At 55.8% G+C, this 22,212-nt stretch carries 15 protein-coding genes; 5 read left to right on the top strand and 10 right to left on the bottom strand.

Annotated features, from left to right (window positions below; all coding sequences use genetic code 11):
- Positions 1-89 precede the first annotated feature (89 nt).
- The 4 genes from ycaO to pflA all read left to right on the top strand — a co-directional run bounded on the left by ycaO (position 90) and on the right by pflA (position 6,391).
- Complete coding sequence (gene ycaO, locus G7090_RS07710; RefSeq protein ID WP_106992581.1) at positions 90-1,850, top strand: 30S ribosomal protein S12 methylthiotransferase accessory factor YcaO; 1,761 nt, start codon at positions 90-92, stop codon at positions 1,848-1,850.
- Between the two features lie 405 nt (positions 1,851-2,255).
- Positions 2,256-3,113 carry a formate transporter FocA gene (focA, locus tag G7090_RS07705; protein WP_142488914.1) on the top strand — a complete coding sequence of 286 codons (858 nt, stop codon included), beginning with the start codon at positions 2,256-2,258 and terminating at the stop codon, positions 3,111-3,113.
- 51 nt (positions 3,114-3,164) lie between these two features.
- Positions 3,165-5,447, top strand: a complete 2,283-nt coding sequence (gene pflB, locus G7090_RS07700; protein WP_166182021.1) for a formate C-acetyltransferase — start codon at positions 3,165-3,167, stop codon at positions 5,445-5,447.
- Positions 5,448-5,650: 203 nt separating this feature from the next.
- The gene (gene pflA, locus G7090_RS07695; RefSeq protein WP_106992578.1) at positions 5,651-6,391 is read left to right on the top strand and encodes a pyruvate formate lyase 1-activating protein; all 741 of its coding nucleotides are present in this window, start codon (positions 5,651-5,653) and stop codon (positions 6,389-6,391) included.
- Positions 6,392-6,425: 34 nt separating this feature from the next.
- Here the strand turns inward: pflA and G7090_RS07690 are convergent, their stop codons facing one another.
- The 10 genes from G7090_RS07690 to lrp all read right to left on the bottom strand — a co-directional run bounded on the left by G7090_RS07690 (position 6,426) and on the right by lrp (position 20,612).
- Complete coding sequence (locus G7090_RS07690; protein WP_166182020.1) at positions 6,426-6,932, bottom strand: anti-virulence regulator CigR family protein; 507 nt, start codon at positions 6,930-6,932, stop codon at positions 6,426-6,428.
- Positions 6,933-7,056: 124 nt separating this feature from the next.
- Positions 7,057-8,205 carry an MFS transporter gene (locus G7090_RS07685; protein WP_166182019.1) on the bottom strand — a complete coding sequence of 383 codons (1,149 nt, stop codon included), beginning with the start codon at positions 8,203-8,205 and terminating at the stop codon, positions 7,057-7,059.
- Between the two features lie 274 nt (positions 8,206-8,479).
- The gene (locus tag G7090_RS07680) at positions 8,480-9,343 is read right to left on the bottom strand and encodes a dimethyl sulfoxide reductase anchor subunit family protein (protein ID WP_166182018.1); all 864 of its coding nucleotides are present in this window, start codon (positions 9,341-9,343) and stop codon (positions 8,480-8,482) included.
- Between the two features lies 1 nt (position 9,344).
- Positions 9,345-9,962 carry a DMSO/selenate family reductase complex B subunit gene (locus tag G7090_RS07675; protein ID WP_166182017.1) on the bottom strand — a complete coding sequence of 206 codons (618 nt, stop codon included), beginning with the start codon at positions 9,960-9,962 and terminating at the stop codon, positions 9,345-9,347.
- A 10-nt stretch (positions 9,963-9,972) separates the two neighbouring features.
- On the bottom strand, positions 9,973-12,417 hold the full coding sequence (gene dmsA, locus G7090_RS07670) for a dimethylsulfoxide reductase subunit A (protein WP_166182016.1): 2,445 nt from the start codon (positions 12,415-12,417) through the stop codon (positions 9,973-9,975).
- A gap of 209 nt (positions 12,418-12,626) precedes the next feature.
- Complete coding sequence (gene serS, locus G7090_RS07665; RefSeq protein ID WP_166182015.1) at positions 12,627-13,919, bottom strand: serine--tRNA ligase; 1,293 nt, start codon at positions 13,917-13,919, stop codon at positions 12,627-12,629.
- A gap of 93 nt (positions 13,920-14,012) precedes the next feature.
- Positions 14,013-15,356 carry a replication-associated recombination protein RarA gene (rarA, locus tag G7090_RS07660; RefSeq protein WP_106992571.1) on the bottom strand — a complete coding sequence of 448 codons (1,344 nt, stop codon included), beginning with the start codon at positions 15,354-15,356 and terminating at the stop codon, positions 14,013-14,015.
- Positions 15,357-15,365: 9 nt separating this feature from the next.
- Entirely contained in the window at positions 15,366-15,980 is a 615-nt protein-coding gene (gene lolA / locus G7090_RS07655; RefSeq protein WP_106992570.1) for an outer membrane lipoprotein chaperone LolA, read from the bottom strand.
- 131 nt (positions 15,981-16,111) lie between these two features.
- Positions 16,112-19,984, bottom strand: a complete 3,873-nt coding sequence (gene ftsK / locus G7090_RS07650; RefSeq protein WP_166182014.1) for a DNA translocase FtsK — start codon at positions 19,982-19,984, stop codon at positions 16,112-16,114.
- A 133-nt stretch (positions 19,985-20,117) separates the two neighbouring features.
- Positions 20,118-20,612 (bottom strand): leucine-responsive transcriptional regulator Lrp, encoded by a 495-nt coding sequence (lrp, locus tag G7090_RS07645; protein WP_002439523.1) that lies wholly within the window; start codon positions 20,610-20,612, stop codon positions 20,118-20,120.
- A 550-nt stretch (positions 20,613-21,162) separates the two neighbouring features.
- Here lrp and trxB point away from each other — a divergent pair.
- Positions 21,163-22,131, top strand: coding sequence for a thioredoxin-disulfide reductase (gene trxB / locus G7090_RS07640; RefSeq protein ID WP_106992567.1), 969 nt, complete (start codon positions 21,163-21,165; stop codon positions 22,129-22,131).
- Positions 22,132-22,212 lie beyond the last annotated feature (81 nt).

Below are 22,212 nucleotides of genomic sequence, written 5' to 3'. Positions count from 1 at the left end.
TTTATTTTCGCCGAAACCGCTGGGGAGATAGCGCCTGCCATGTAAAACCCGTATCATTGCGCGCTTTCCGTACGATATAAGTGATCGCCATGACTCAAACGTTTATCCCCGGCAAAGACGCCGCCCTGGAAGATTCCATCGCTCGCTTCCAGCAAAAACTGACCGACCTGGGCTTTAATATCGAAGAAGCCTCCTGGCTTAACCCGGTCCCTCACGTCTGGTCTGTGCATATTCGCGATAAAGAGTGCGCGCTGTGCTTTACCAACGGTAAAGGTGCCACCAAAAAAGCGGCACTGGCCTCTGCGCTGGGTGAGTATTTTGAGCGTCTGTCCACCAACTATTTCTTTGCCGATTTCTGGCTGGGCGACACCGTGGCGAATGGCCCGTTTGTTCACTATCCAAATGAAAAATGGTTCCCGCTGACGGAAGACGACGAACTGCCGGAAGGGATCCTCGACGATCGCCTGCGCGCGTTTTACGATCTGGACAATCAGCTGACCGCCAGCATGCTGATCGACCTGCAGTCAGGTAATGAAGATCGCGGTATCTGCGCCCTGCCGTTTACCCGTCAGTCTGATGAGCAAACCGTCTATATTCCGATGAACATCATCGGTAACCTGTATGTCTCCAACGGCATGTCCGCCGGTAACACCCGCAACGAAGCGCGTGTTCAGGGCCTGTCCGAGGTGTTTGAGCGTCATATTAAGAACCGCATTATCGCGGAATCCATCAGCCTGCCGGAGATCCCGGCTGACGTGCTGGCCCGCTACCCGGGCGTGGTGGAGTCTATCGCCAAACTGGAAGCCGAAGGTTTCCCAATCTTTGCCTATGACGGCTCCCTGGGCGGTAAGTACCCGGTGATCTGCGTGGTACTGTTCAACCCGGCGAACGGCACCTGCTTCGCCTCCTTCGGCGCGCACCCGGACTTTGGCGTAGCGCTGGAGCGTACCGTCACCGAGCTGCTGCAGGGTCGTAGCCTGAAAGATCTCGACGTGTTCACCCCGCCGACCTTCGATGACGAAGAAGTGGCTGAGCACGCCAACCTGGAGACGCACTTCATCGACTCCAGCGGCTCTATCTCCTGGGATATGTTCAAGCAGGACGCGGATTATCCGTTTGTTGACTGGAGCTTCGCCGGCACCACGGAAGAAGAGTTTGCCACCCTGATGGCGATCTTCACTGCCGAAGGCCAGGAAGTGTACATCGCGGATTACGAGCACCTCAGCGTCTATGCCTGCCGTATTCTGGTCCCGGGCATGTCCGATATCTATCCGGTGGAAGATTTGTGGCTGGCGAATAACAGCATGGGTGCGCACCTGCGCGAAACCCTGCTGGCCCTGCCGGAGAGCGCATGGGAGAAAGAGGATTACCTGAACCTCATCACCCAGCTGGACGACGAAGGCCACGACGACTTTACCCGCGTGCGCGAGCTGCTGGGCCTGGCGACGGGCAAAGACAACGGCTGGTACACTCTGCGTATCGGTGAGCTGAAGGCGATGCTGGCACTGGCGGGCGGCGACCTGGAGCAGGCGCTGATCTGGACCGAGTGGACTATCGAGTTCAACGCCTCGGTATTCAGCGCAGAGCGTGCGAACTACTACCGTTGCCTGCAGACGCTGCTGTTGCTGTCCCAGGAAGAGGATCGTCAGCCGCTGCAGTATCTGAACGCCTTCACCCGCATGTACGGTGCCGAAGCGGTAGAAAACGCCAGCGCGGCCCTGAGCGGCGAAGCGCCATTCCACGGCCTCCAGGCGGTGGATAGCGATCTGAAAGCCTTCCCCGCTCACCAGTCGTTGCTGAAGGCCTATGAGAAATTGCAGAAGGCCAAAAGCGCTTTTTGGGCTAAATAACGTTACATAACATTACAGATAGTAGGCGTATACAGTCGCCTACGTTATATTACGGGGCAATTTTATTGCCCCGTTTTTTATTTCTACGGCAATAAAATTTAATTGTAATAATAAGGTTAAATATTGGTAGCTATAATAATGGCGACCTGACGGTTATTGTTACTTTTTATATGAAATACTCCATTATAATTAACTGTCCGGGAGAGCGTCGGAAGAAAAAAATCAAATCATTTTGTAAGTTTTAAAATTTATTTTTATACGGATAATCAAATACTTACTCCGCATTTGCCGAAAAACCACGCACTTTGCGGGCCTATAAGCCAGGCGAGATATGATCTACATCAATTTCTCTTCTATAATGCTTTGTTAGTATCTCGTCGCCGACTTAATAAAGAGAGAGTTAGTGTGAAAGCTGACAACCCTTTTGATCTTTTACTCCCAGCTGCCATGGCGAAAGTTGCCGAAGAAGCGGGTGTCTATAAAGCAACGAAACAACCGATGACGACGTTCTTCCTGGCCATCACTGCCGGGGTGTTCATCTCCATTGCCTTTGTTTTCTATATCACCGCCACCACCGGTACTGCCGGGATGCCTTTTGGTATCGCCAAGCTTATCGGCGGCATCTGTTTCTCACTGGGTTTGATCCTGTGCGTTATCTGCGGCGCTGACCTCTTTACCTCTACGGTGCTTATCGTCGTCGCGAAAGCCAGCGGTAAGATTACCTGGGGCCAACTGGCAAAAAACTGGCTCAACGTTTACGTTGGAAACCTGATTGGTTGCCTGCTGTTTGTCCTGCTGATGTGGTTGTCGGGTGAATATATGACCGCCAACGGCGCGTGGGGGCTTAATGTCCTGCAGACCGCCGACCACAAAGTACATCACACATTTATTGAAGCCGTTGCGCTTGGCATTCTCGCCAACCTGATGGTCTGCCTGGCTGTCTGGATGAGCTACTCCGGACGCAGCCTGATGGACAAAGCCATGATCATGGTTCTGCCTGTCGCCATGTTCGTTGCCAGCGGCTTTGAACACAGTATTGCAAACATGTTTATGATCCCTCTGGGTATTGTAATCCGTGATTTTGCCAGCCCGGAGTTCTGGACCGCAGTAGGTTCCAGCCCGGAAAGTTTCTCTCACCTGACCGTTATGAACTTCATTACTGATAACCTGATCCCAGTCACAATCGGGAACATTATTGGCGGTGGTCTGCTGGTTGGGTTGACATACTGGGTCATTTACCTGCGTGGCGATAACCATCATTAATGGTTTTCTCAGGCAGTAAATAAAAAATCCACTTAAGAAGGTAGGTGTTACATGTCCGAACTTAATGAAAAGTTAGCCACAGCATGGGAAGGTTTTGCCAAAGGTGATTGGCAGAATGAAGTCAACGTTCGTGACTTCATCCAGAAAAACTACACTCCATATGAAGGTGACGAATCCTTCCTGGCCGGTGCTACCGACGCTACCACTGCCCTGTGGGACAGCGTTATGGAAGGCGTTAAGCAGGAAAACCGCACTCACGCGCCTGTTGATTTCGACACCTCCATCGCGTCTACCATTACTTCTCACGACGCGGGTTATATCAACAAATCCCTCGAGAAGATCGTTGGTCTGCAAACTGAAGCGCCACTGAAACGTGCGATTATCCCGTTCGGTGGTATCAAAATGGTTGAAGGTTCCTGCAAAGCGTACGATCGCGAGCTGGACCCGATGCTGAAGAAAATCTTCACCGAATACCGCAAAACCCACAACCAGGGCGTGTTTGACGTTTACACCAAAGACATCCTGAACTGCCGTAAATCAGGCGTCCTGACCGGTCTGCCAGATGCATATGGCCGTGGCCGTATCATCGGTGACTACCGTCGCGTTGCGCTGTACGGTATCGACTTCCTGATGAAAGACAAATACGCCCAGTTCCTGTCCCTGCAGTCTGACATGGAAAATGGCGTAAACCTGGAAGCGACTATCCGTCTGCGTGAAGAGATCTCCGAACAGCACCGTGCGCTGGGTCAGATCAAAGAGATGGCGGCTAAATACGGCTACGACATCTCCGGTCCTGCGACCAACGCTCAGGAAGCTATCCAGTGGACCTACTTCGGTTACCTGGCAGCGGTTAAATCTCAGAACGGCGCAGCAATGTCCTTCGGTCGTGTGTCCACCTTCCTGGATGCTTACATCGAACGTGACCTGAAAGCAGGCAAAATCACCGAGCTCGACGCACAGGAAATGATTGACCACCTGGTCATGAAACTGCGTATGGTTCGCTTCCTGCGTACCCCTGAGTATGATGAACTGTTCTCCGGTGACCCAATCTGGGCAACTGAATCTATCGCCGGTATGGGCGTAGATGGCCGTACCCTGGTGACCAAAAGCAGCTTCCGTTTCCTGAACACCCTGTACACCATGGGGCCGTCTCCGGAGCCGAACATCACTATTCTGTGGTCTGAAAAACTGCCACTGAACTTCAAAAAATTTGCCGCTAAAGTATCCATCGACACCTCTTCTCTTCAGTATGAGAACGATGACCTGATGCGTCCTGACTTCAACAACGACGACTACGCGATCGCTTGCTGCGTAAGCCCAATGGTTGTTGGTAAGCAAATGCAGTTCTTCGGTGCTCGCGCTAACCTCGCGAAAACCATGCTGTATGCTATCAACGGCGGCGTTGATGAAAAACTGAAAATCCAGGTTGGTCCTAAATCTGAACCAATCAAAGGCGATCTGCTGAACTTCGACGAAGTGATGGACCGTATGGATCACTTCATGGACTGGCTGGCTAAACAGTACGTTACCGCACTGAACGTCATCCACTACATGCACGACAAGTACAGCTACGAAGCCTCTCTGATGGCGCTGCACGACCGTGACGTTGTTCGCACCATGGCATGTGGTATCGCAGGTCTGTCCGTTGCTGCTGACTCCCTGTCCGCTATCAAATATGCGAAAGTTAAACCAATTCGTGACGAAGACGGCCTGGCTGTAGACTTCGAAATCGACGGCGAATATCCGCAGTTTGGTAACAACGACGCTCGCGTTGATGACATGGCGGTTGACCTGGTAGAACGTTTCATGAAGAAAATTCAGAAACTGACCACCTACCGTAACGCTATCCCGACTCAGTCTGTTCTGACCATCACCTCTAACGTGGTTTATGGTAAGAAAACCGGTAACACCCCAGACGGTCGCCGTGCTGGCGCGCCATTCGGACCAGGTGCTAACCCAATGCACGGCCGTGACCAGAAAGGTGCTGTTGCCTCTCTGACCTCCGTTGCTAAACTGCCGTTTGCTTACGCGAAAGATGGTATCTCTTATACCTTCTCTATCGTGCCAAATGCGCTGGGTAAAGACGACGAAGTGCGTAAAACCAACCTCGCGGGTCTGATGGATGGTTACTTCCACCACGAAGCGTCCATCGAAGGTGGTCAGCACCTGAACGTGAACGTCATGAACCGTGAAATGCTGCTCGATGCGATGGAACACCCTGAGAAATATCCTCAGCTGACCATCCGTGTATCTGGCTACGCAGTACGTTTCAACTCGCTGACTAAAGAACAGCAGAAAGACGTTATTACCCGTACTTTCACTCAGTCCATGTAAGTGGATTTGACTGAAATGACGCCGTAAAACGCGTACAATAAAGGCTCCACGCAAGTGGGGCCTTTTTAACACCTCCCGTACCGCAGTCTCTTTTGCCCGCTATCTATAATGAATGGATAACAGCCAAAACAGACTCGACACAGCCGCTTGAGTTGTGCGTATACACAGGCCCCGGACGGGCCGAATCTGGAGATATCACCGCAATGTCAACTATTGGTCGCATTCACTCCTTTGAGTCCTGTGGCACCGTCGATGGCCCGGGCATCCGCTTTATTACCTTCTTCCAGGGCTGCCTGATGCGCTGCCTGTACTGCCATAACCGCGACACCTGGGATACCCACGGTGGCAAAGAAGTCACCGTTGATGAATTAATGAAAGAGGTGGTGACCTATCGCCACTTTATGAATGCCTCTGGCGGCGGCGTGACTGCTTCCGGCGGAGAAGCGATCCTGCAGGCTGAGTTTGTTCGCGACTGGTTCCGCGCCTGTCATAAAGAGAGTATTCATACCTGCCTGGATACCAACGGCTTTGTCCGCCGCTACGATCCGGTGATTGATGAGCTGCTGGAAGTCACCGACCTGGTGATGCTGGATCTTAAGCAGATGAACGACGAAATTCACCAGAATCTGGTCGGTGTCTCTAACCATCGCACCCTGGAGTTCGCGAAATACATTTCGGGCAAAGGGATTAAAACCTGGATCCGTTATGTGGTGGTGCCGGGCTGGTCAGATGATGACGATTCTGCTCACCGCCTGGGTGAGTTCACGCGTGATATGGGCAACGTTGAAAAAATTGAATTACTGCCGTATCACGAGCTGGGCAAACATAAATGGGTGGCGATGGGCGAAGAGTATAAGCTCGATGGCGTTAAGCCGCCGAAGAAAGAGACCATGGAACGCGTCAAAGGCATTCTCGAGCAGTACGGTCACAAAGTCATGTATTAATAAAACGCCCGGTAAAAGCCGGGCGTTTTGTTGTCTAGTTAAAGACGCCATTAATAATGGTGGTCACAATTGCAGTACTCAACGCAATTAAGACCAGATCTTTTCCGACCACCCGCCATTCATAGCCCGGATACGAAGGTAATTGACCTAACATCGATGCCGGAACGGTCTTCTTCGCGATGCCCGGAGGCAGCGGTTTACCACGTGCCAGGTTTTTCGCAATGCCCGGCGGCAGCGAATCATACCCCGTTAAGCCGTAATTCAACGCCAGGTGCCGGGCATGGTCGTAACTGACGCGTGCATCGACATCGTCTTTAACGCTCTTATTTGATTTGCCTGAATTCGGGTGACCATTATTTTGTTTATGGTCCTGGTTACCGGCATTACCTTTACCGGAATTGCCGTTACCATGACTGCCGCTATTACCTTGCCCACCGCCATTGCCATTTCCGTTACCCGGATTAGCCATAGCAGGTGCAGTTGCAAAGGTTAAAGATAATACTACTGCCAGCGCTGTAGGGATAAAACGACGAGTAGCCATGATCGCTGCCTTTTTAGTGATAAAACACATCCGAATTATCACCCGGCGCGATAAACAAACAATGCGTAAAACTCTTAGATGTGACAGAGACAAAAAAGCCTGTCAGCGACAGGCTTTTATTTAATCAGGCATGCGCCACCGGCGTTGGATGTTCGCCCACTTTACGCAGAAGCATTAACAGATAAATAAATGACACGCTGGCAATCATGATAAACAGCAGATTGTCGGAAAAGTTCTGCATCAGCATCGCGGTAAAGGTCGGCCCCAGCAAGCTGCCGATGGTATAACTCAGCAACAGCGCCTGGTTCATCGCCACCAGCTGATGGTGCTCGACTTTCTCACAGGCCCAGGCCATCGCCACCGGATAGAGGGTAAAGCCCGCCGCACCCAGAATAAACAGCGCCGGCGCCATCGCGGCATTACTCAGCATGGCGAGACAGCCCATGATCACTACAAAGACCTGAACGCGCAGCACCAGCAGGCGTCCAAAGCGGTCGGCAAGACGGCCAACCGGCCACTGCCCGACAATCCCGGCGCTGACCATCACCGCCATCCAGAAACCGATCCCGGAATCACTGACTCCCTGATGGTTCAGATAGAGCGGCATCAGGCCATACAGCGAGCCCAGCACAATCCCGGAAATAATGCAGCCGTTCACTCCCAGACGCGCCTGACGCAGTCTGAGCATCGGCCAGATGTGGGTCGCCTCCTGATGCTCGCTGCTCTGGTTCACAATACGCGTAAAGAGCAGTGGCAGAATGGCAGCCAGCACCATGCCGGTCACCCACGGCAGGACGCTCATCAGGTCGGTTGGCAGTTTGCTGACCATCAGCTGGCCCAGCACGGTGCCGACGTAATAGACCATCATATAGGCCGCCAGCAGACGCCCCCGGTTGCGGGAGGTACCGCTGCACATCAGGGCGCTTTCCACCACCACCCAGATCATGGCGCAGCCGACGCCGGCGATAAAGCGCCAGACCATCCAGCTCCAGAAACCGACCATCAGCCCTAACCCGGCACAGCCGACGGCAAAAATAAGCGAGGCCAGATAATAGCTGCGATTAAAACCAAAACGTTTAATCAGGCTTCCCGTCATCAGGGTGCCCAGCAGATTACCGGTAAAAAAGGACGAGCTGACCATACCCACCTGCCAGGTAGGTAAGTTTTCATGGGCGAGCCACAGCGGAACGAGTGTATTTAACACCGCGATCGCGAGGGTCAGCAAAAGCAGGCCACAGAGCAACAGGAGCACTGGCCGGGTATAGGTCGACATGGATTAAAAACCGTGAGGAAGTTCAGATTTCGTGCGCATCATGCCACTGGCAAAAACAAAGTCAATCCACCCTATTGTGCCGCACGCACAATATGTTCCCTGTCGATTGAAAAAACTCATCCTGCTAATGCAAAGTCCGCTATCAATATAATTTATGTGTTTGTTTTTGTTTATTTAGCTCCAAAATTACAACCAGACGACAGTTGAAAAATTTCATGATTGAAAAAAGAAAAGCCGGGCTCTAAGTCCCGGCTTTATATAACAATCATCAGTGTTAACTGGCGACAGCCATTCCAACCGTCATATGCAGACCGTAAAACACCCCGCGGCCAATCAACTCACCCGCCAGCACCAGCACAAATGCCAGCGACAGCAGCGGGAGCGCAGGCTGATAACCTTTCAGCTGCGGCACAATCCAGCACACCAGCGTCGCCGCCAGCAGCACCACACGCCAGGCCATCAGCGAGCCATAATCGGGCACCAGGGCCGAGGCCTGCTGAATGGAACTGTGAATGGTCGCCAGCTCCGCGCCCTGCACCAGGGCCACGACCGTACTCACCGCCAGCGCCAGCAGCGTCACGGCCGGCAGTAAACGCATTGCCCAGCCGTCAACGCCCGCCACGCGCAGGAGCAGGAAGCCCAGCAGCGGGCCGCCGATAAACAGGGTCAGGAAGAAGCTCATCGGCGTCCAGACGCTGTACCAGGTCGGGACCGTGTCGATGGTGTTATAGACCCGCACCATCATCCAGACGAACACCACCCCCAGCACCATGGTCACAATCAGCCACAGAGTGCGTAAGCCTGCCGGCAGTTTTTTCAGTACCGCCAGCAGCCAGCCCAGGCCCCCGACCGCAAAGAAGATCGCCCCGCTGGCGATCTCGTTGCTGAGGGAAGACGCCCCTACACGATTCAGAGAGTTGAACGCGCGCATAGGCGAACCGAGGTGCAGCGTGGAGGCAATAAAGCCGATCCCCATCAGCACCCACAGACCAAACATGCTCAACACCAGCCGCTGCTGTTGCTCCCTGTTCAGATCGCCTTTTAATAACGCCAGGGCGAGAACGATAAAACCGCCCGCCACACACTGTCCGAAAACCGTAAAAATCATCAACGGCCATTCATGCCATCCGCTTCCCATCTCACACCTCCTTCGGATTGGCCAGATAGCCGGTGGTATCACCCGTGGGGCGGCTGTTGGCATTGGGTTTAATGACGATACTCGGCTTCGTGAAGTGCGCTGACGGCAGCGGGGCGACGGCGGCCAGCTTGCCGTGTTTCTGACGCAACTCCTCAATCGGGCCGAAGTCCAGGGCCCGCAGCGGGCAGGACTCGACGCAGATTGGTTTTTTACCGTCCGCGACACGCTCATGGCAGCCGTCACACTTGGTCATATGGCCTTTGGCGGCGTTGTACTGCGGGGCGCCGTACGGGCAGGCCATATGGCAGTAGCGACACCCGATGCAGACATCCTCATTCACCACCACAAAGCCGTCGTCGCGCTTGTGCATCGCCCCGCTGGGGCAGACTTTGGTGCAGGCCGGATCCTCGCAGTGGTTGCAGGCGATGGAGAGGTAGTAGGCAAACACGTTCTGCTGCCAGACCCCGTTGTCCTCCTGCCAGTCGCCGCCCGCGTACTCGTAGATGCGGCGGAAGCTGACGTCCGGGGTCAGGTCCTTGTAATCCTTGCACGCCAGTTCGCAGGTTTTGCACCCGGTGCAGCGGCTGGAATCAATAAAAAATCCATACTGAGTGGTCATCGGCTACTCCTTACGCCTTTTCAACCTGAACCAGGTTACTGTGAGACGGGTTGCCTTTCGCCAGCGGCGACGGGCGTTGGGTGGTCAGCACGTTAATGCAGCCTGCCTGATCGACGCGGTTCGCGTCCGGGTTGTACCAGGCCCCTTCGCCTAACGCCACCACACCCGGCAGGATGCGCGGCGTCACTTTGGCTTCGATATGCACTTCGCCGCGCCCGTTGAAGATCCGCACCCGGTCGCCGTTGGCGATCCCGCGGCGTTGCGCGTCCAGCGGGTTGAGCCAGATCTCCTGCCGACAGGCCGCCTTCAGCACGTCAACGTTGCCGTAGGTGGAGTGCGTGCGCGCTTTGTAGTGGAAGCCGGTGAGCTGTAGCGGGAAGTCTTTGCTCTGCGGATCGTCGTAGTTCTCAAAGCCTGGGCTGTAGACCGGGAGTGGATCGATCACATCGCCCTGCTCCAGCTCCCAGGTTGCGGCGATCTGCGCCAGCTCGGCGGAGTAGATCTCAATTTTACCTGATGGCGTGGTGAGAGGATTCGCGGCGGGATCGGCGCGGAAGGCTTTATAGGCCACGTGATGCCCTTCCGGGTCACGCTGCTTGAACATGCCCTGCTGACGGAACTCATCAAACGGCAGCAACGCCGGAATAGCCTGGCGCGACTGCTCATACAGGTGACGCATCCACCCTTCCTGGGTGCGGCCTTCGGTGAACTGCTGCTCAACGCCCATGCGTTTTGCCAGTTCAGTGGTCATCTCATAGATGGTTTTGCACTCAAAACGCGGTTTAATCGCCTGATCGGCAAAAATCACGTACGACATGTTGCCGCAGGAGGCATCCAGGGCGAAGTCCATCTGTTCAGAGGCGGTGCAGTCCGGCAGCAGGATATCGGCATATTTCGCCGACGAGGTCATATGGCAATCCACCACCACAATCAGCTCGCATTTTTTGTCGTCCTGCAGAATATCGTGGGTGCGGTTGATCTGTGAGTGCTGGTTGATCAGACAGTTTCCGGCGTAGTTCCAGATCATCTTGATCGGTACGTCGAGCTTCTCTTTGCCGCGCACCCCATCGCGAGTGGCGGTCATCTCCGGGCCGCGCTCGATGGCATCGGTCCACATAAACATTGAGATACTGGTCTGAACTGGATTTTCCAGGGTTGGCATGCGCACAAACGGCAGGGAGTACGAGCCTTCACGCGCCCCGCTGTTGCCGCCGTTGATCCCCACGTTGCCGGTCAGAATCGCCAGCATGGCGATAGCACGCGACACCAGCTCGCCATTGGCATGACGCTGCGGACCCCAGCCCTGGGAGATAAAGGCCGGTTTCGCCCCGGCGATTTCACGCGCCAGCTTCACGATACGCGCTTCAGGAATACCGGTAATGGCCGCAGCCCAGGCCGGGGTTTTGGCGATCCCGTCATTGCCCTGACCAAGAATATAGGCTTTGTAGTGGCCGTTCGCCGGCGCGCCTTCCGGCAGCGTTTTCTCATCGTAGCCGACGCAGTATTTATCGAGGAATGGTTGATCGACGAGATTCTCCTCGATCATCACCCAGGCCAGGGCCGAGATCAGCGCCGCATCGGTTCCCGGACGGATCGGGATCCACTCATCCTCGCGCCCTGCCCCGGTGTCGGTGTAGCGTGGGTCGATGACGATCATCCGGGCATTCGATTTTTGTCGTGCCTGTTCGACGTAGTAGGTCACCCCGCCGCCGCTCATTCGCGTTTCGCCGGGGTTGTTGCCGAACAGCACCACCAGTTGGCTGTTTTCGATATCCGACGGGCTGTTGCCATCGGCCCAGCCGCCGTAGGTGTAGTTGAGGCCTGCAGCAATCTGCGCGGTAGAGTAGTCACCGTAATGGTTGAGGTAGCCCCCGCAGCAGTTCATCAGGCGGGCAATCAGGGTTTTGCCCGGCGGCCAGGAGCGGGTCAGGGTTCCGCCGAGGGTGCCGGTGCCGTAGTTAAGGTAGATAGACTCGTTGCCGTAGTCTTTAATCAGGCGCTGCATATTGCTGGCAATGGTATCGAAGGCCTCGTCCCAGCTGATACGCTCGAATTTGCCCTCCCCGCGCTTGCCGACACGTTTCATCGGATATTTCAGGCGATCCGGGTTATAGACGCGACGGCGCATCGAACGGCCGCGCAGACAGGCGCGCACCTGGTGTAACCCCTCGTAGTTATCATCCCCGGTATTGTCGGTCTCAACGTATTTGATCTCACCGTCGATGACATGCATTCGCAACGGGCAGCGACTGCCACAGTTCACCGTACAGGCGCTCCAGACCACCTTTTCATCCGGCTTCACGGCAGCAACGGCTTCCGCCGCGGACGTCAGGCGTGAAAAAGGCAAAGACAATGCGCTACTGGCAACTGCCAGGCCGCCAATCGCGGTGGTTTTCATCAGCCCGCGACGGCTAACCTCGGCAGCCAGCAAGGCATCAGGCGTTTTTATTTTCATAGACTCTCACTTTGATTGCTCACAAAGATCCCTGTGCGGCAGCAACCGCTATATAGTTATTTATATAAAGGAGTGATTGCATTAGCAGAGGTTTATGCTAACCAACTGCCCGGAGAGTATTACCCCTTTGGAGGGAGGGGGTATTGCCTGATGTCAAAAGCGGGGCATAAAAAAAGCGCCCGCAGGCGCTTTTTTTATGTTAAGGCAGATTAGCCGATGTACTGCTGGCCTTTCATGTAAGGGCGCAGAACTTCAGGAATTTCGATACGACCGTCAGCCTGCTGGTAGTTTTCCAGCACTGCCACCAGGGTACGACCCACTGCCAGGCCGGAGCCGTTCAGGGTGTGCACCAGGCGGGTTTGCTTAGCAGACTTGCTGCGGCAGCGTGCCTGCATACGACGCGCCTGGAAATCGCCCACGTTAGAGCAGGAGGAGATTTCACGATAGGTGCCCTGCGCCGGAACCCACACTTCCAGATCGAAGGTTTTGCAGGCGCCAAAGCCCATATCGCCGGTGCACAGCGCCATGCGGCGGTACGGCAGACCCAGCAGCTCAAGCACTTTTTCCGCGTGACCGGTCATCTCTTCCAGCGCATCCATAGAGGTTTCCGGACGCACAATCTGTACCATCTCAACTTTGTCGAACTGGTGCATACGGATCAGACCACGGGTATCACGGCCATAAGAGCCAGCTTCAGAACGGAAGCACGGTGAGTGTGCGGTCAGTTTGATCGGCAGGTCGTCTTCGTCGATGATCTCATCACGTACGAGGTTGGTCAGCGGCACTTCTGCGGTTGGGATCAGCGCATAGTTGCTGCTGTCGGCCTCTTCGTCCAGCGGACGGGTATGGAACAGATCGCCGGCAAATTTCGGCAGCTGGCCAGTACCGTACAGCGTATCGTGGTTAACCAGATACGGAACGTAGGTTTCGCTGTAGCCGTGCTGCTCGGTGTGCAGATCCAGCATAAACTGGGCCAGCGCACGGTGCAGATGGGCAATCTGGCCTTTCATGACCACGAAACGGGAACCGGTCAGCTTAACGGCCGCTGCAAAATCGAGCCCCGCGTGCATTTCGCCCAGCGTGACGTGATCGCGAACCTCGAAATCGAACTCGCGTGGGGTGCCCCAGCGTTTCACTTCGACGTTGTCGTTTTCGTCTTTACCGACAGGGACGCTGTCGTCAGGGGTGTTCGGGATCGCCAGCGCGATATCACGAATTTCGGCCTGAAGAACGTCCAGATCCGCTTTCGCCTGATCCAGTTCTTCACCGAGTTTGTTCACTTCCAGGCGTAATGGCTCAATGTCTTCCCCGCGCGCTTTCGCCTGGCCGATGGATTTCGATCGAGAGTTACGCTCTGCCTGCAAGTTTTCGGTTTGTACCTGCAGAACTTTACGACGCTCTTCAAGAGCGCGCAGCTTATCTACATCCAGTTTAAAGCCCCGGCGTGCCAGTTTTTCAGCGACTGCGTCTGGCTCGTTACGCAGCAGATTGGGATCGAGCATGCTTATCCTGTGCTTATCGAATTAAAAAATAGGAGGAAATGACCGCAGCCTGCGGTCATCAGATACATTGCCAACATTACCGCAACGATAGCCCTAACGGTAGCGTTTTATAGGGCTATTTTGATCCTGTCCGGCAAGCCAGGTGAGCTTTTCACCAATCTTGCCCTCAAGGCCTCTGTTTGTCGGGCGATAATAGCGTGTTTGTGCCATTTCCTGCGGGAAATACTCCTCCCCGGCGGCGTAGGCGTTGGGCTCGTCGTGGGCGTAGCGATATTGCTGACCATAGCCCATCTCTTTCATCAGCTTGGTCGGGGCATTACGTAAGTGGTCAGGAACATCGTAATCAGGGCGTTCACGGGCATCGGACATCGCCGCTTTGAATGCGGTGTAGACCGCATTGCTTTTCGGGGCGCAGGCCAGATAGACAATCGCCTGGGCGATGGCGCGCTCGCCTTCGGCGGGGCCGACGCGGGTGAAACAGTCCCAGGCCGATAGCGCCACCTGCATGGCACGCGGGTCGGCATTGCCGACATCTTCCGAGGCAATCGCCAGACAGCGACGGGCCACGTACAGCGGATCGCCTCCGGCGGTGATAATGCGTGCATACCAGTAGAGCGCGGCATCGGGCGCGCTGCCGCGCACCGATTTATGCAGCGCCGAGATCAGGTCGTAGAAACGGTCGCCTTTGTTATCAAAGCGCGCACTGCGTTCCCCGGCGATTTCGGTCAGCAGCGCCGGGAGCAGCACCCGCTTGCCGCTGTCGTCGGCTTCGGCCATATCGGCCATCATCTCCAGGGTATTCAGCGCCCGGCGCGCATCCCCGTTCACCAGCTCAGCAATGGCGCGACGGGTATCGTCTGGCAGCACAATATTCTGGCTGCCGTAGCCCCGGGCCTTATCGTCCATCGCCTGGGTCAGCACCTGCTCAATGTCTTCGGTGGTTAACGATTTCAGGAGATAGACGCGGGCGCGGGACAACAGTGCAGAGTTGAGTTCAAACGAGGGGTTTTCAGTGGTCGCACCGATAAAGGTGATGGTGCCGTCTTCAATGTGCGGCAGGAAAGCATCCTGCTGGCTCTTGTTGAAGCGGTGGACCTCATCGACAAACAGGATGGTGCGGCGACCGGCGTTACGGTTCTGGCGGGCACGCTCGATGGCTTCGCGGATCTCCTTCACCCCGGAGGTGACGGCGGAGATACGCTCGACGTCGGCATCGGCATAGCGGGCAATCACTTCCGCCAGCGTCGTTTTACCGGTGCCTGGCGGCCCCCAGAGGATCATGGAGTGCAGATGCCCGGCCTCAATGGCGCGTGGCAAGGGTTTGCCCGCAGCCAGCAGGTGCTGCTGGCCAATATACTGTGCTAAATTTTCTGGCCGCATACGGGCGGCCAGAGGTTGAAACGCATTATCTGAAAAATCGAGCGACAGGTTGCTCACGCACGCCTCTTACTTATTACGTTGATCATCCACCGTCACGCCCTTCGGCGGGGTAAAGGTGAATTTGGATGCATCAACCGCCCCGTTCTGCTGGGATTTCAGCTGATAGCTGCTGCGCTGATCGTCCTGCTCAACCGCACCGAATTGATTGATGGTCCCATTAGTGCTCACGTTAATAGTGAACTGCTTCAGGTTGCCGCTGCTGCCTTTCGGGGTCAGCACGAAGTCGTCGCCGTTCTGTTTAATGTTGTACTGCTGCCAGTCGCTGGACTGGTTACGGGCAATCAGCATAAACGGCGTGTTGCTGGCGGCATCTTTCAGCCAGGTCGCCGTAGCCTGCTCAACAAACGGGTTGAAGAACCACAGGGTTTTCCCGTCGGACACCAGGATGCTTTCGTCCGGCTGGGTCATGTGCCAGTTGAACAGATTTGGACGTTTCACCCAAAGGTCACCCTGACCTTCCTGCACCGCATTGCCGCTGCCGTCAGTCACTTTCTGGGTGAAGCTGGCGTGGAAGCTGCTCACTTTATCCAGACGGTTTTTCAGGTCGCTGGCGGCGTCAGCCCAGACGCTGCTCGCCACAACGCTGGTCAGTAGTGCACAGGTGATTGCAATTTTTTTCATTGGTAGTCCTTACAAAGCGTCATCCCGAAATGGGGGTTTTCTGTCAACTATTCTGGACCTGCCCGCAGGCAGGCGACAGAAGAAAATGCTTAATTATTGCTGATTTACCCATCTTTGCAATCGAGGGGGCATTATTCAAACGGCGGCGGGGCCAGTACTTCACGGTTGCCGTTGTGCCCCTGCTCGCTGACGATGCCCTGCGCTTCCATCTGCTCAATGATACGCGCCGCGCGGTTGTAGCCGATACGGAACTGGCGCTGAACCCCGGAGATGGAGGCTTTGCGTTTCTCGGTGACGAAGTTAACGGCCTGATCGAACAGTGGATCGAGCTCTTCACCGCTATCCGCGCCGCCACCACCGCCGCCTTCGCTTTCGCTGTCAGAGGTGATGCCATCGACATATTGCGGACGACCGCGCGCTTTCCAGTCCTGCACCACGGCATGCACTTCCTGGTCACGCACAAAGGCACCATGGACGCGCACCGGAGAGGTGGAGTTCGGGCCGGAGTAAAGCATATCCCCCATACCGAGCAGCGATTCCGCGCCCCCCTGGTCGAGAATGGTACGGGAGTCGATTTTGCTCGACACGGTAAAGGCGATACGGGTCGGGATGTTGGCCTTAATCAGGCCGGTGATCACATCCACCGACGGACGCTGGGTCGCCAGCACCAGGTGGATGCCCGCTGCACGCGCTTTCTGCGCCAGGCGGGCGATCAGCTCTTCCACCTTCTTACCGACGGTCATCATCAGGTCGGCAAACTCGTCCACCAGCACCACGATGTACGGCAGTTTTTCCAGCACCGGATGCTCGGCATCCATGCTGTCGCCCGGCTTCCAGTACGGATCCGGGATTGGGCGTCCCATCTTCGCCGCTTCGGCGATGATTTCGTTATAACCGGCGAGGTTACGCACGCCCAGCGCGGACATCAGCTTGTAGCGGCGCTCCATCTCGTTGACGCTCCAGCGCAGGGCGTTGGCGGCATCTTTCATGTCGGTCACGACTTCGGTCAGCAGATGCGGAATACCTTCGTATACCGACAGTTCAAGCATTTTCGGGTCGATCATGATGAAGCGCACATCTTCCGGCTGCGCTTTATAGAGGATGCTGAGGATCATGGCGTTCACGCCGACAGACTTACCGGAGCCTGTGGTACCTGCCACCAGCAGGTGCGGCATTTTCGCCAGATCGGCCACCACCGGTTCGCCGGCGATGTCTTTACCCAGCACCACGCTCAGCGGCGACGGGTTATCGCGGAATTTAGCGTGATCCAGCACTTCGCGCAGGTAAACGGTCTGACGTTTTTTGTTCGGCAGCTCCAGGCCAACATAAGGTTTGCCCGGAATAACCTCGACCACGCGTACGGCCACGGTGGACAGCGAACGCGCCAGGTCGCGGGAGAGGTTTGAAATACGCGCGGCTTTCACACCCGGGGCCAGATTCAGCTCAAAACGGGTGATCACCGGGCCCGGTGAATAATTCACCACATCCGCTTTAATACGGAAGTCGGCCAGGCGGAGTTCAACCAGGCGCGCCATCTGATCCAGGGCGAAGGTATCAACCGGCTCGACTTCCGTTGGCGGCGGTGTTAGCAGGTCAAATGACGGCAGCGGCGTGGTCGGTCTCTGCAGCGGACGGCTGTCACCGTTACGCATCAGCAACGGATGGATCAGGCTCTGCTGCTGCGGCGGAGGCTGAACCGCAGGCTGCTGCTGTACAGGTTGCTGAGGTTGCGAGTATTGCTGCGGCTGTGCAGGCTGCTGAGGTTGCGCATATTGCTGCGGCTGTGCAGGCTGTTGAGGCTGCGCATACTGCTGCGGCTGTGCAGGTTGCTGTGGCTGCGCATACTGCTGCGGCTGTGCAGGCTGCGGCGGCGTGAACGCCTGGCGCGGCGGCTCGGCTTCCGGCATTACCCCTGGCGTGAACAGCGGTTCACTCGGCGTATCATCCACCAGATCTTTCATCGGAGAGAATTCAAAATCCGCCAGCGAGAACGGGTTCGCCCCTGTCGGTTGTTCCCCGGCGTAGCGCTGCTGCTGCGTGGCAGCAAACTGGCGAGCCAGCTCCGCCTCGGCGGCATCATCTTCGTTGTCCTGGGCCTGATATTGCTGTGGCTCAGGCTGGTATTCCTCGCCATAACGCTGCTGTTGTTGCTGGGCGAACTGGCGAGCCAGCTCATCCTGCTGCATTTCATCGGCATCATCGTCGTACTGGTCGTCATCATACTGCTGACTCCCGGCTTTACGTGCTTCCTCTTCCGCCATTCGCTGAGAAGGCAGCTTGATGCCATACGAGGCCAGTTCACGGCGAGTTGGAACGCGTACGCGGTTAGGACGCGGCAGCTGTGGACCAATGCCCTCTTTTACCTGTGGACGCGGTGCGCCACTGGTCGCCAGGCTGAATAATGGTGCTGCAGCGCTGGCCGCAGCGGCTCCTGCGGCTGTTGCCTGCTGCACGCTTGCCGCCACCGGTGCGACAACGGATGCAGGCTCTACGGCCGGGACAGGAATAGATGGGATCTCAGCAGCTTTTACCGGTGCAGGCTCTTGTACCGCCTCGGGCACTGGCTGATACCAGGCCGCAAGCTGCTCGCGCTCACGGGCACGTTTCTCTTCCACTTCTTCGAAGTAGTAAAGCGGCGGACGGGTCGGTTTCACCTCTTCAACCGGCGGCGCCTCGACGACCGGCTCAGGCTGATAGACGGCCTGCTGCGGTTCATACTGCTGCGGTTGCTCGTAATGAGGCTGCTCGTATTGAGGCTGCTCGTACTGCGGTTGCACATGCTGCGGTTGCACATGCTGCGGTTGTTCGTACTGCGGCTGCGCGTACACCGGTTCAGGTTGATAAGGCGGCTGCCACTGCTCCTGCGGCGCGACGGCGGCATAAGGTTGTGGCTCCGCATAGACCGGCGCGGCTGGCGCTGCGGGTTCCGCTTGCCATTCGACCGCAGGCGGCTGCAGATGGGCATCCGGCATCGATGGCGTTGGCGGGGTCACCGGATCAACCGGGGCAGCAAAAGCCTGGGTTGCGGTGGTAGCCGCCGCGGCAGCCGCAAGCGGCTCAGCCACCGAGTGTCCGTTGAGCAGCGGATCGTACTCATCATAGTCGGAGGCCAGCGCGCGATTGCCGGAGAACAGGACATCATCCGGATCGGCGGCCACGCCGCGGGCGCTGTATGCCACCTCTTCGTCGTCCATCCGTTTCCCGGAGAACAAGGCTGCATCCGTCTTGCGACCTAATGGATTCGCGAACTTCTCGGCCATGCGCTTACGGCGCGCCAGCGCGCCACGCATAATGCGTGCGCGACGGGATTCACGACGCTCGGGGCTAGGCTCAACGTCGTCGTAGTCATCGTCTTCGTACTCTTCGTCGACCCAGGTGTCATCGCGACGGGTACGGTTGCTGGCAAAGGTCAGGATATTCAGGATCACGCTGCCAATTTTTTCAGCAATGCTGACCCATGACCAGCCGGTAAACAGCGTCAGCCCTGCGCCCCAGACGCAGAGCAGCGCGATGGTGCCACCGCTGCTGTGCAGCATCGGCTGCAGCGCGGTACTCAGCAGGCTGCCAATCACCCCGCCGGAGGCAAAGTACCAGATATCATCGGCGTTAATGGACGCCAGACCGCAGGAGGTGAGGATCAGCGCCAGCGCACCAATCAGGCGCAGCGAAACGGCAAAATAGTCGATGTAGTCATCGTTCTGGCGATGGCGCCAGGCAAACCAACAGCCACCAATAATGATGACGGGAAGGGTGTAGGCCATCACGCCAAAGATAAAGAACAGCGTATCCGCCAGCCAGGCGCCCGGTACGCCGCCTAAATTATGGATAGGCTCGTGCCATGCGGTCTGTGACCAGCTGGGATCGGAGGGATTGAAACTGAGTAAGGCTGCCATCAACCAGACGGCAAAAAGAGCAACAAGGATCAGTAACGCCTCAAGGAGTCGGCGCCCACTGCTGAGCTTGGTTAAATTGACTTCTTTGTCTTCGGTATATTCCTGGCTCAAAACAGGCTCTCCAGGTATCAGGCAATTCCTGCCTGAGTGCTAAACGGACAACAGTGCCGGGAGGCCCGACACTGTTGCTGTATGGATTACCAGGAGTGTAATCAAAGTACGCTGATAATGCACCTGTTCCGTGTTAGCGCGTCTTAATAACCAGACGATTGCTCTGTTTGACTTCTTCCATTACCACGTAGGTACGGGTGTCGTTCACGCCAGGCAGTCGCAGCAGGGTTTCGCCCAGCAGCTTACGGTATGCAGACATATCAGGTACGCGGGTTTTCAACAGGTAGTCGAAATCACCGGAAACCAGATGACACTCTTGAATTTCTTCCAGTTTTTGTACGGCGGAATTGAACTGCTCAAACACATCCGGCGCACCACGATTCAGAGTAATCTCAACAAATACCAGAAGTGAGGCATCCAGATAATGCGGGTTCAGCAGCGCTGTATAGCCCTGAATAAAACCCTGTCTTTCCAGTCGGCGCACACGCTCGAGGCATGGCGTCGGGGAAAGTCCCACACGTTTTGAAAGCTCGACGTTGGAAATACGCCCATCCTTTTGCAATTCATTAAGAATGTTACGATCGATACGGTCGAGATCTTTGCCAGGGCGCTTCTTGCTATCTACCATTATTATTGTCTCTCTGTATTCCTTCCCTAACTCCTGCCAGGACCCTGTGCACTTCACTGTTCAGAGTCTTTCCCCGCGGTTAATCGCATCGCCTGTTTTATAGTTTGCGCGATTCGATTGGGGTTTATGTGGTATGAAGACCGTTGCCCAGAGGCGGCCATCAACATCACGTATGGCATCTGTCCACACCATGCGTAGATTTCGCTGACCCGGTAAAAATGGTGATTTTGTGCATGACTATGCGTTACACAAAGACCGTTTTTTTTCTTCCTTGAATGTTTTCGCAAAAGCGCAGGGGATTGTCAAAGCAAAACATCGATTTTTAGTACAACATGCCGGATATTCATTACGTCCGGCGATTAATCCTCATTTTATCGCCGTCGTTTCGAGCGATTAGCCATGATTATTGTTATACAATCACTTTCCCTGCCCCGCCGTTGATTGGCGATTTCTATTACACATATCGTTAACAAAATCGCTGCGCCCTTTTTTTACGGCCATAAATTCCCTACAATCCGGGAAAATGTCTGCCAACAACAATGGGGTTCTCATGGGCACGGCCAAACACAGTAAACTTCTCATCCTTGGTTCCGGACCTGCGGGATACACCGCTGCGGTCTACGCTGCTCGCGCTAACCTGCAACCGGTACTGATTACGGGCATGGAAAAAGGCGGTCAGCTGACCACCACTACCGAAGTGGAAAACTGGCCTGGCGATCCTGAAGGCTTGACCGGACCGCTGCTGATGGAGCGCATGCACGAGCATGCCACCAAATTTGATACTGAAATCATTTTTGACCACATCAATAAGGTCGATCTGCAAAACCGTCCGTTCCGTCTTACCGGTGACAACGCGGAATATACCTGCGACGCGCTAATCATTGCGACCGGCGCCTCTGCCCGTTATCTGGGCCTACCGTCTGAAGAAGCCTTCAAAGGCCGCGGCGTTTCCGCCTGCGCCACCTGCGACGGTTTCTTCTATCGCAACCAGAAGGTCGCGGTCATCGGCGGCGGCAACACCGCTGTGGAAGAGGCACTGTACCTGGCGAATATCGCCTCTGAAGTGCACCTCATTCACCGCCGTGATACCTTCCGCGCGGAAAAAATCCTGATCAAGCGTCTGATGGACAAAGTGGCCAGCGGCAATATTGTGCTGCACACCCACCGCACCCTGGAAGAAGTGACCGGCGATCAGATGGGCGTGGCCGGTCTGCGTATCCGCGATACCCGCAACACTGACAACGTCGAAACCCTCGAAGTGGCGGGTCTGTTTGTGGCTATCGGCCACAGCCCGAACACCGCGATCTTCGACGGTCAGCTGGAACTGGAGAACGGCTACATCAAAGTGCAGTCCGGGATCCACGGCAATGCCACCCAGACCAGCATCCCGGGCGTGTTCGCTGCGGGCGACGTGATGGACCACATTTATCGTCAGGCGATCACCTCTGCAGGCACCGGTTGTATGGCGGCGCTGGATGCAGAACGTTATCTCGACGGACTGGCCGATCAGAGTAAATAATTTTTACAAATCAGCAACAAACGTAAAAAAGGCGGCGATAAGTCGCCTTTATTGTCTCTGCGATGTAACATTGCCGTGCCC

The sequence above is a fragment of the Leclercia sp. 29361 genome, from assembly GCF_011290365.1.
GTDB lineage: Bacteria > Pseudomonadota > Gammaproteobacteria > Enterobacterales > Enterobacteriaceae > Enterobacter > Enterobacter tamurae.
Note: the sequence above shows the minus strand (reverse complement) of the source record. Positions and strands in the feature narration are given on the sequence as shown.

Coding starts and splice junctions, on each gene's coding strand:
- trxB (WP_106992567.1), top strand. CDS start 21,163: ATGGGCACGGCCAAACACAGTAAACTTCTCATCCTTGGTTCCGGACCT.
- G7090_RS07690 (WP_166182020.1), bottom strand. CDS start 6,932: ATGGCTACTCGTCGTTTTATCCCTACAGCGCTGGCAGTAGTATTATCT.
- serS (WP_166182015.1), bottom strand. CDS start 13,919: ATGCTCGATCCCAATCTGCTGCGTAACGAGCCAGACGCAGTCGCTGAA.
- dmsA (WP_166182016.1), bottom strand. CDS start 12,417: ATGAAAATAAAAACGCCTGATGCCTTGCTGGCTGCCGAGGTTAGCCGT.
- ycaO (WP_106992581.1), top strand. CDS start 90: ATGACTCAAACGTTTATCCCCGGCAAAGACGCCGCCCTGGAAGATTCC.
- G7090_RS07680 (WP_166182018.1), bottom strand. CDS start 9,343: ATGGGAAGCGGATGGCATGAATGGCCGTTGATGATTTTTACGGTTTTC.
- pflA (WP_106992578.1), top strand. CDS start 5,651: ATGTCAACTATTGGTCGCATTCACTCCTTTGAGTCCTGTGGCACCGTC.
- pflB (WP_166182021.1), top strand. CDS start 3,165: ATGTCCGAACTTAATGAAAAGTTAGCCACAGCATGGGAAGGTTTTGCC.
- G7090_RS07685 (WP_166182019.1), bottom strand. CDS start 8,205: ATGTCGACCTATACCCGGCCAGTGCTCCTGTTGCTCTGTGGCCTGCTT.
- lolA (WP_106992570.1), bottom strand. CDS start 15,980: ATGAAAAAAATTGCAATCACCTGTGCACTACTGACCAGCGTTGTGGCG.
- G7090_RS07675 (WP_166182017.1), bottom strand. CDS start 9,962: ATGACCACTCAGTATGGATTTTTTATTGATTCCAGCCGCTGCACCGGG.
- lrp (WP_002439523.1), bottom strand. CDS start 20,612: ATGGTAGATAGCAAGAAGCGCCCTGGCAAAGATCTCGACCGTATCGAT.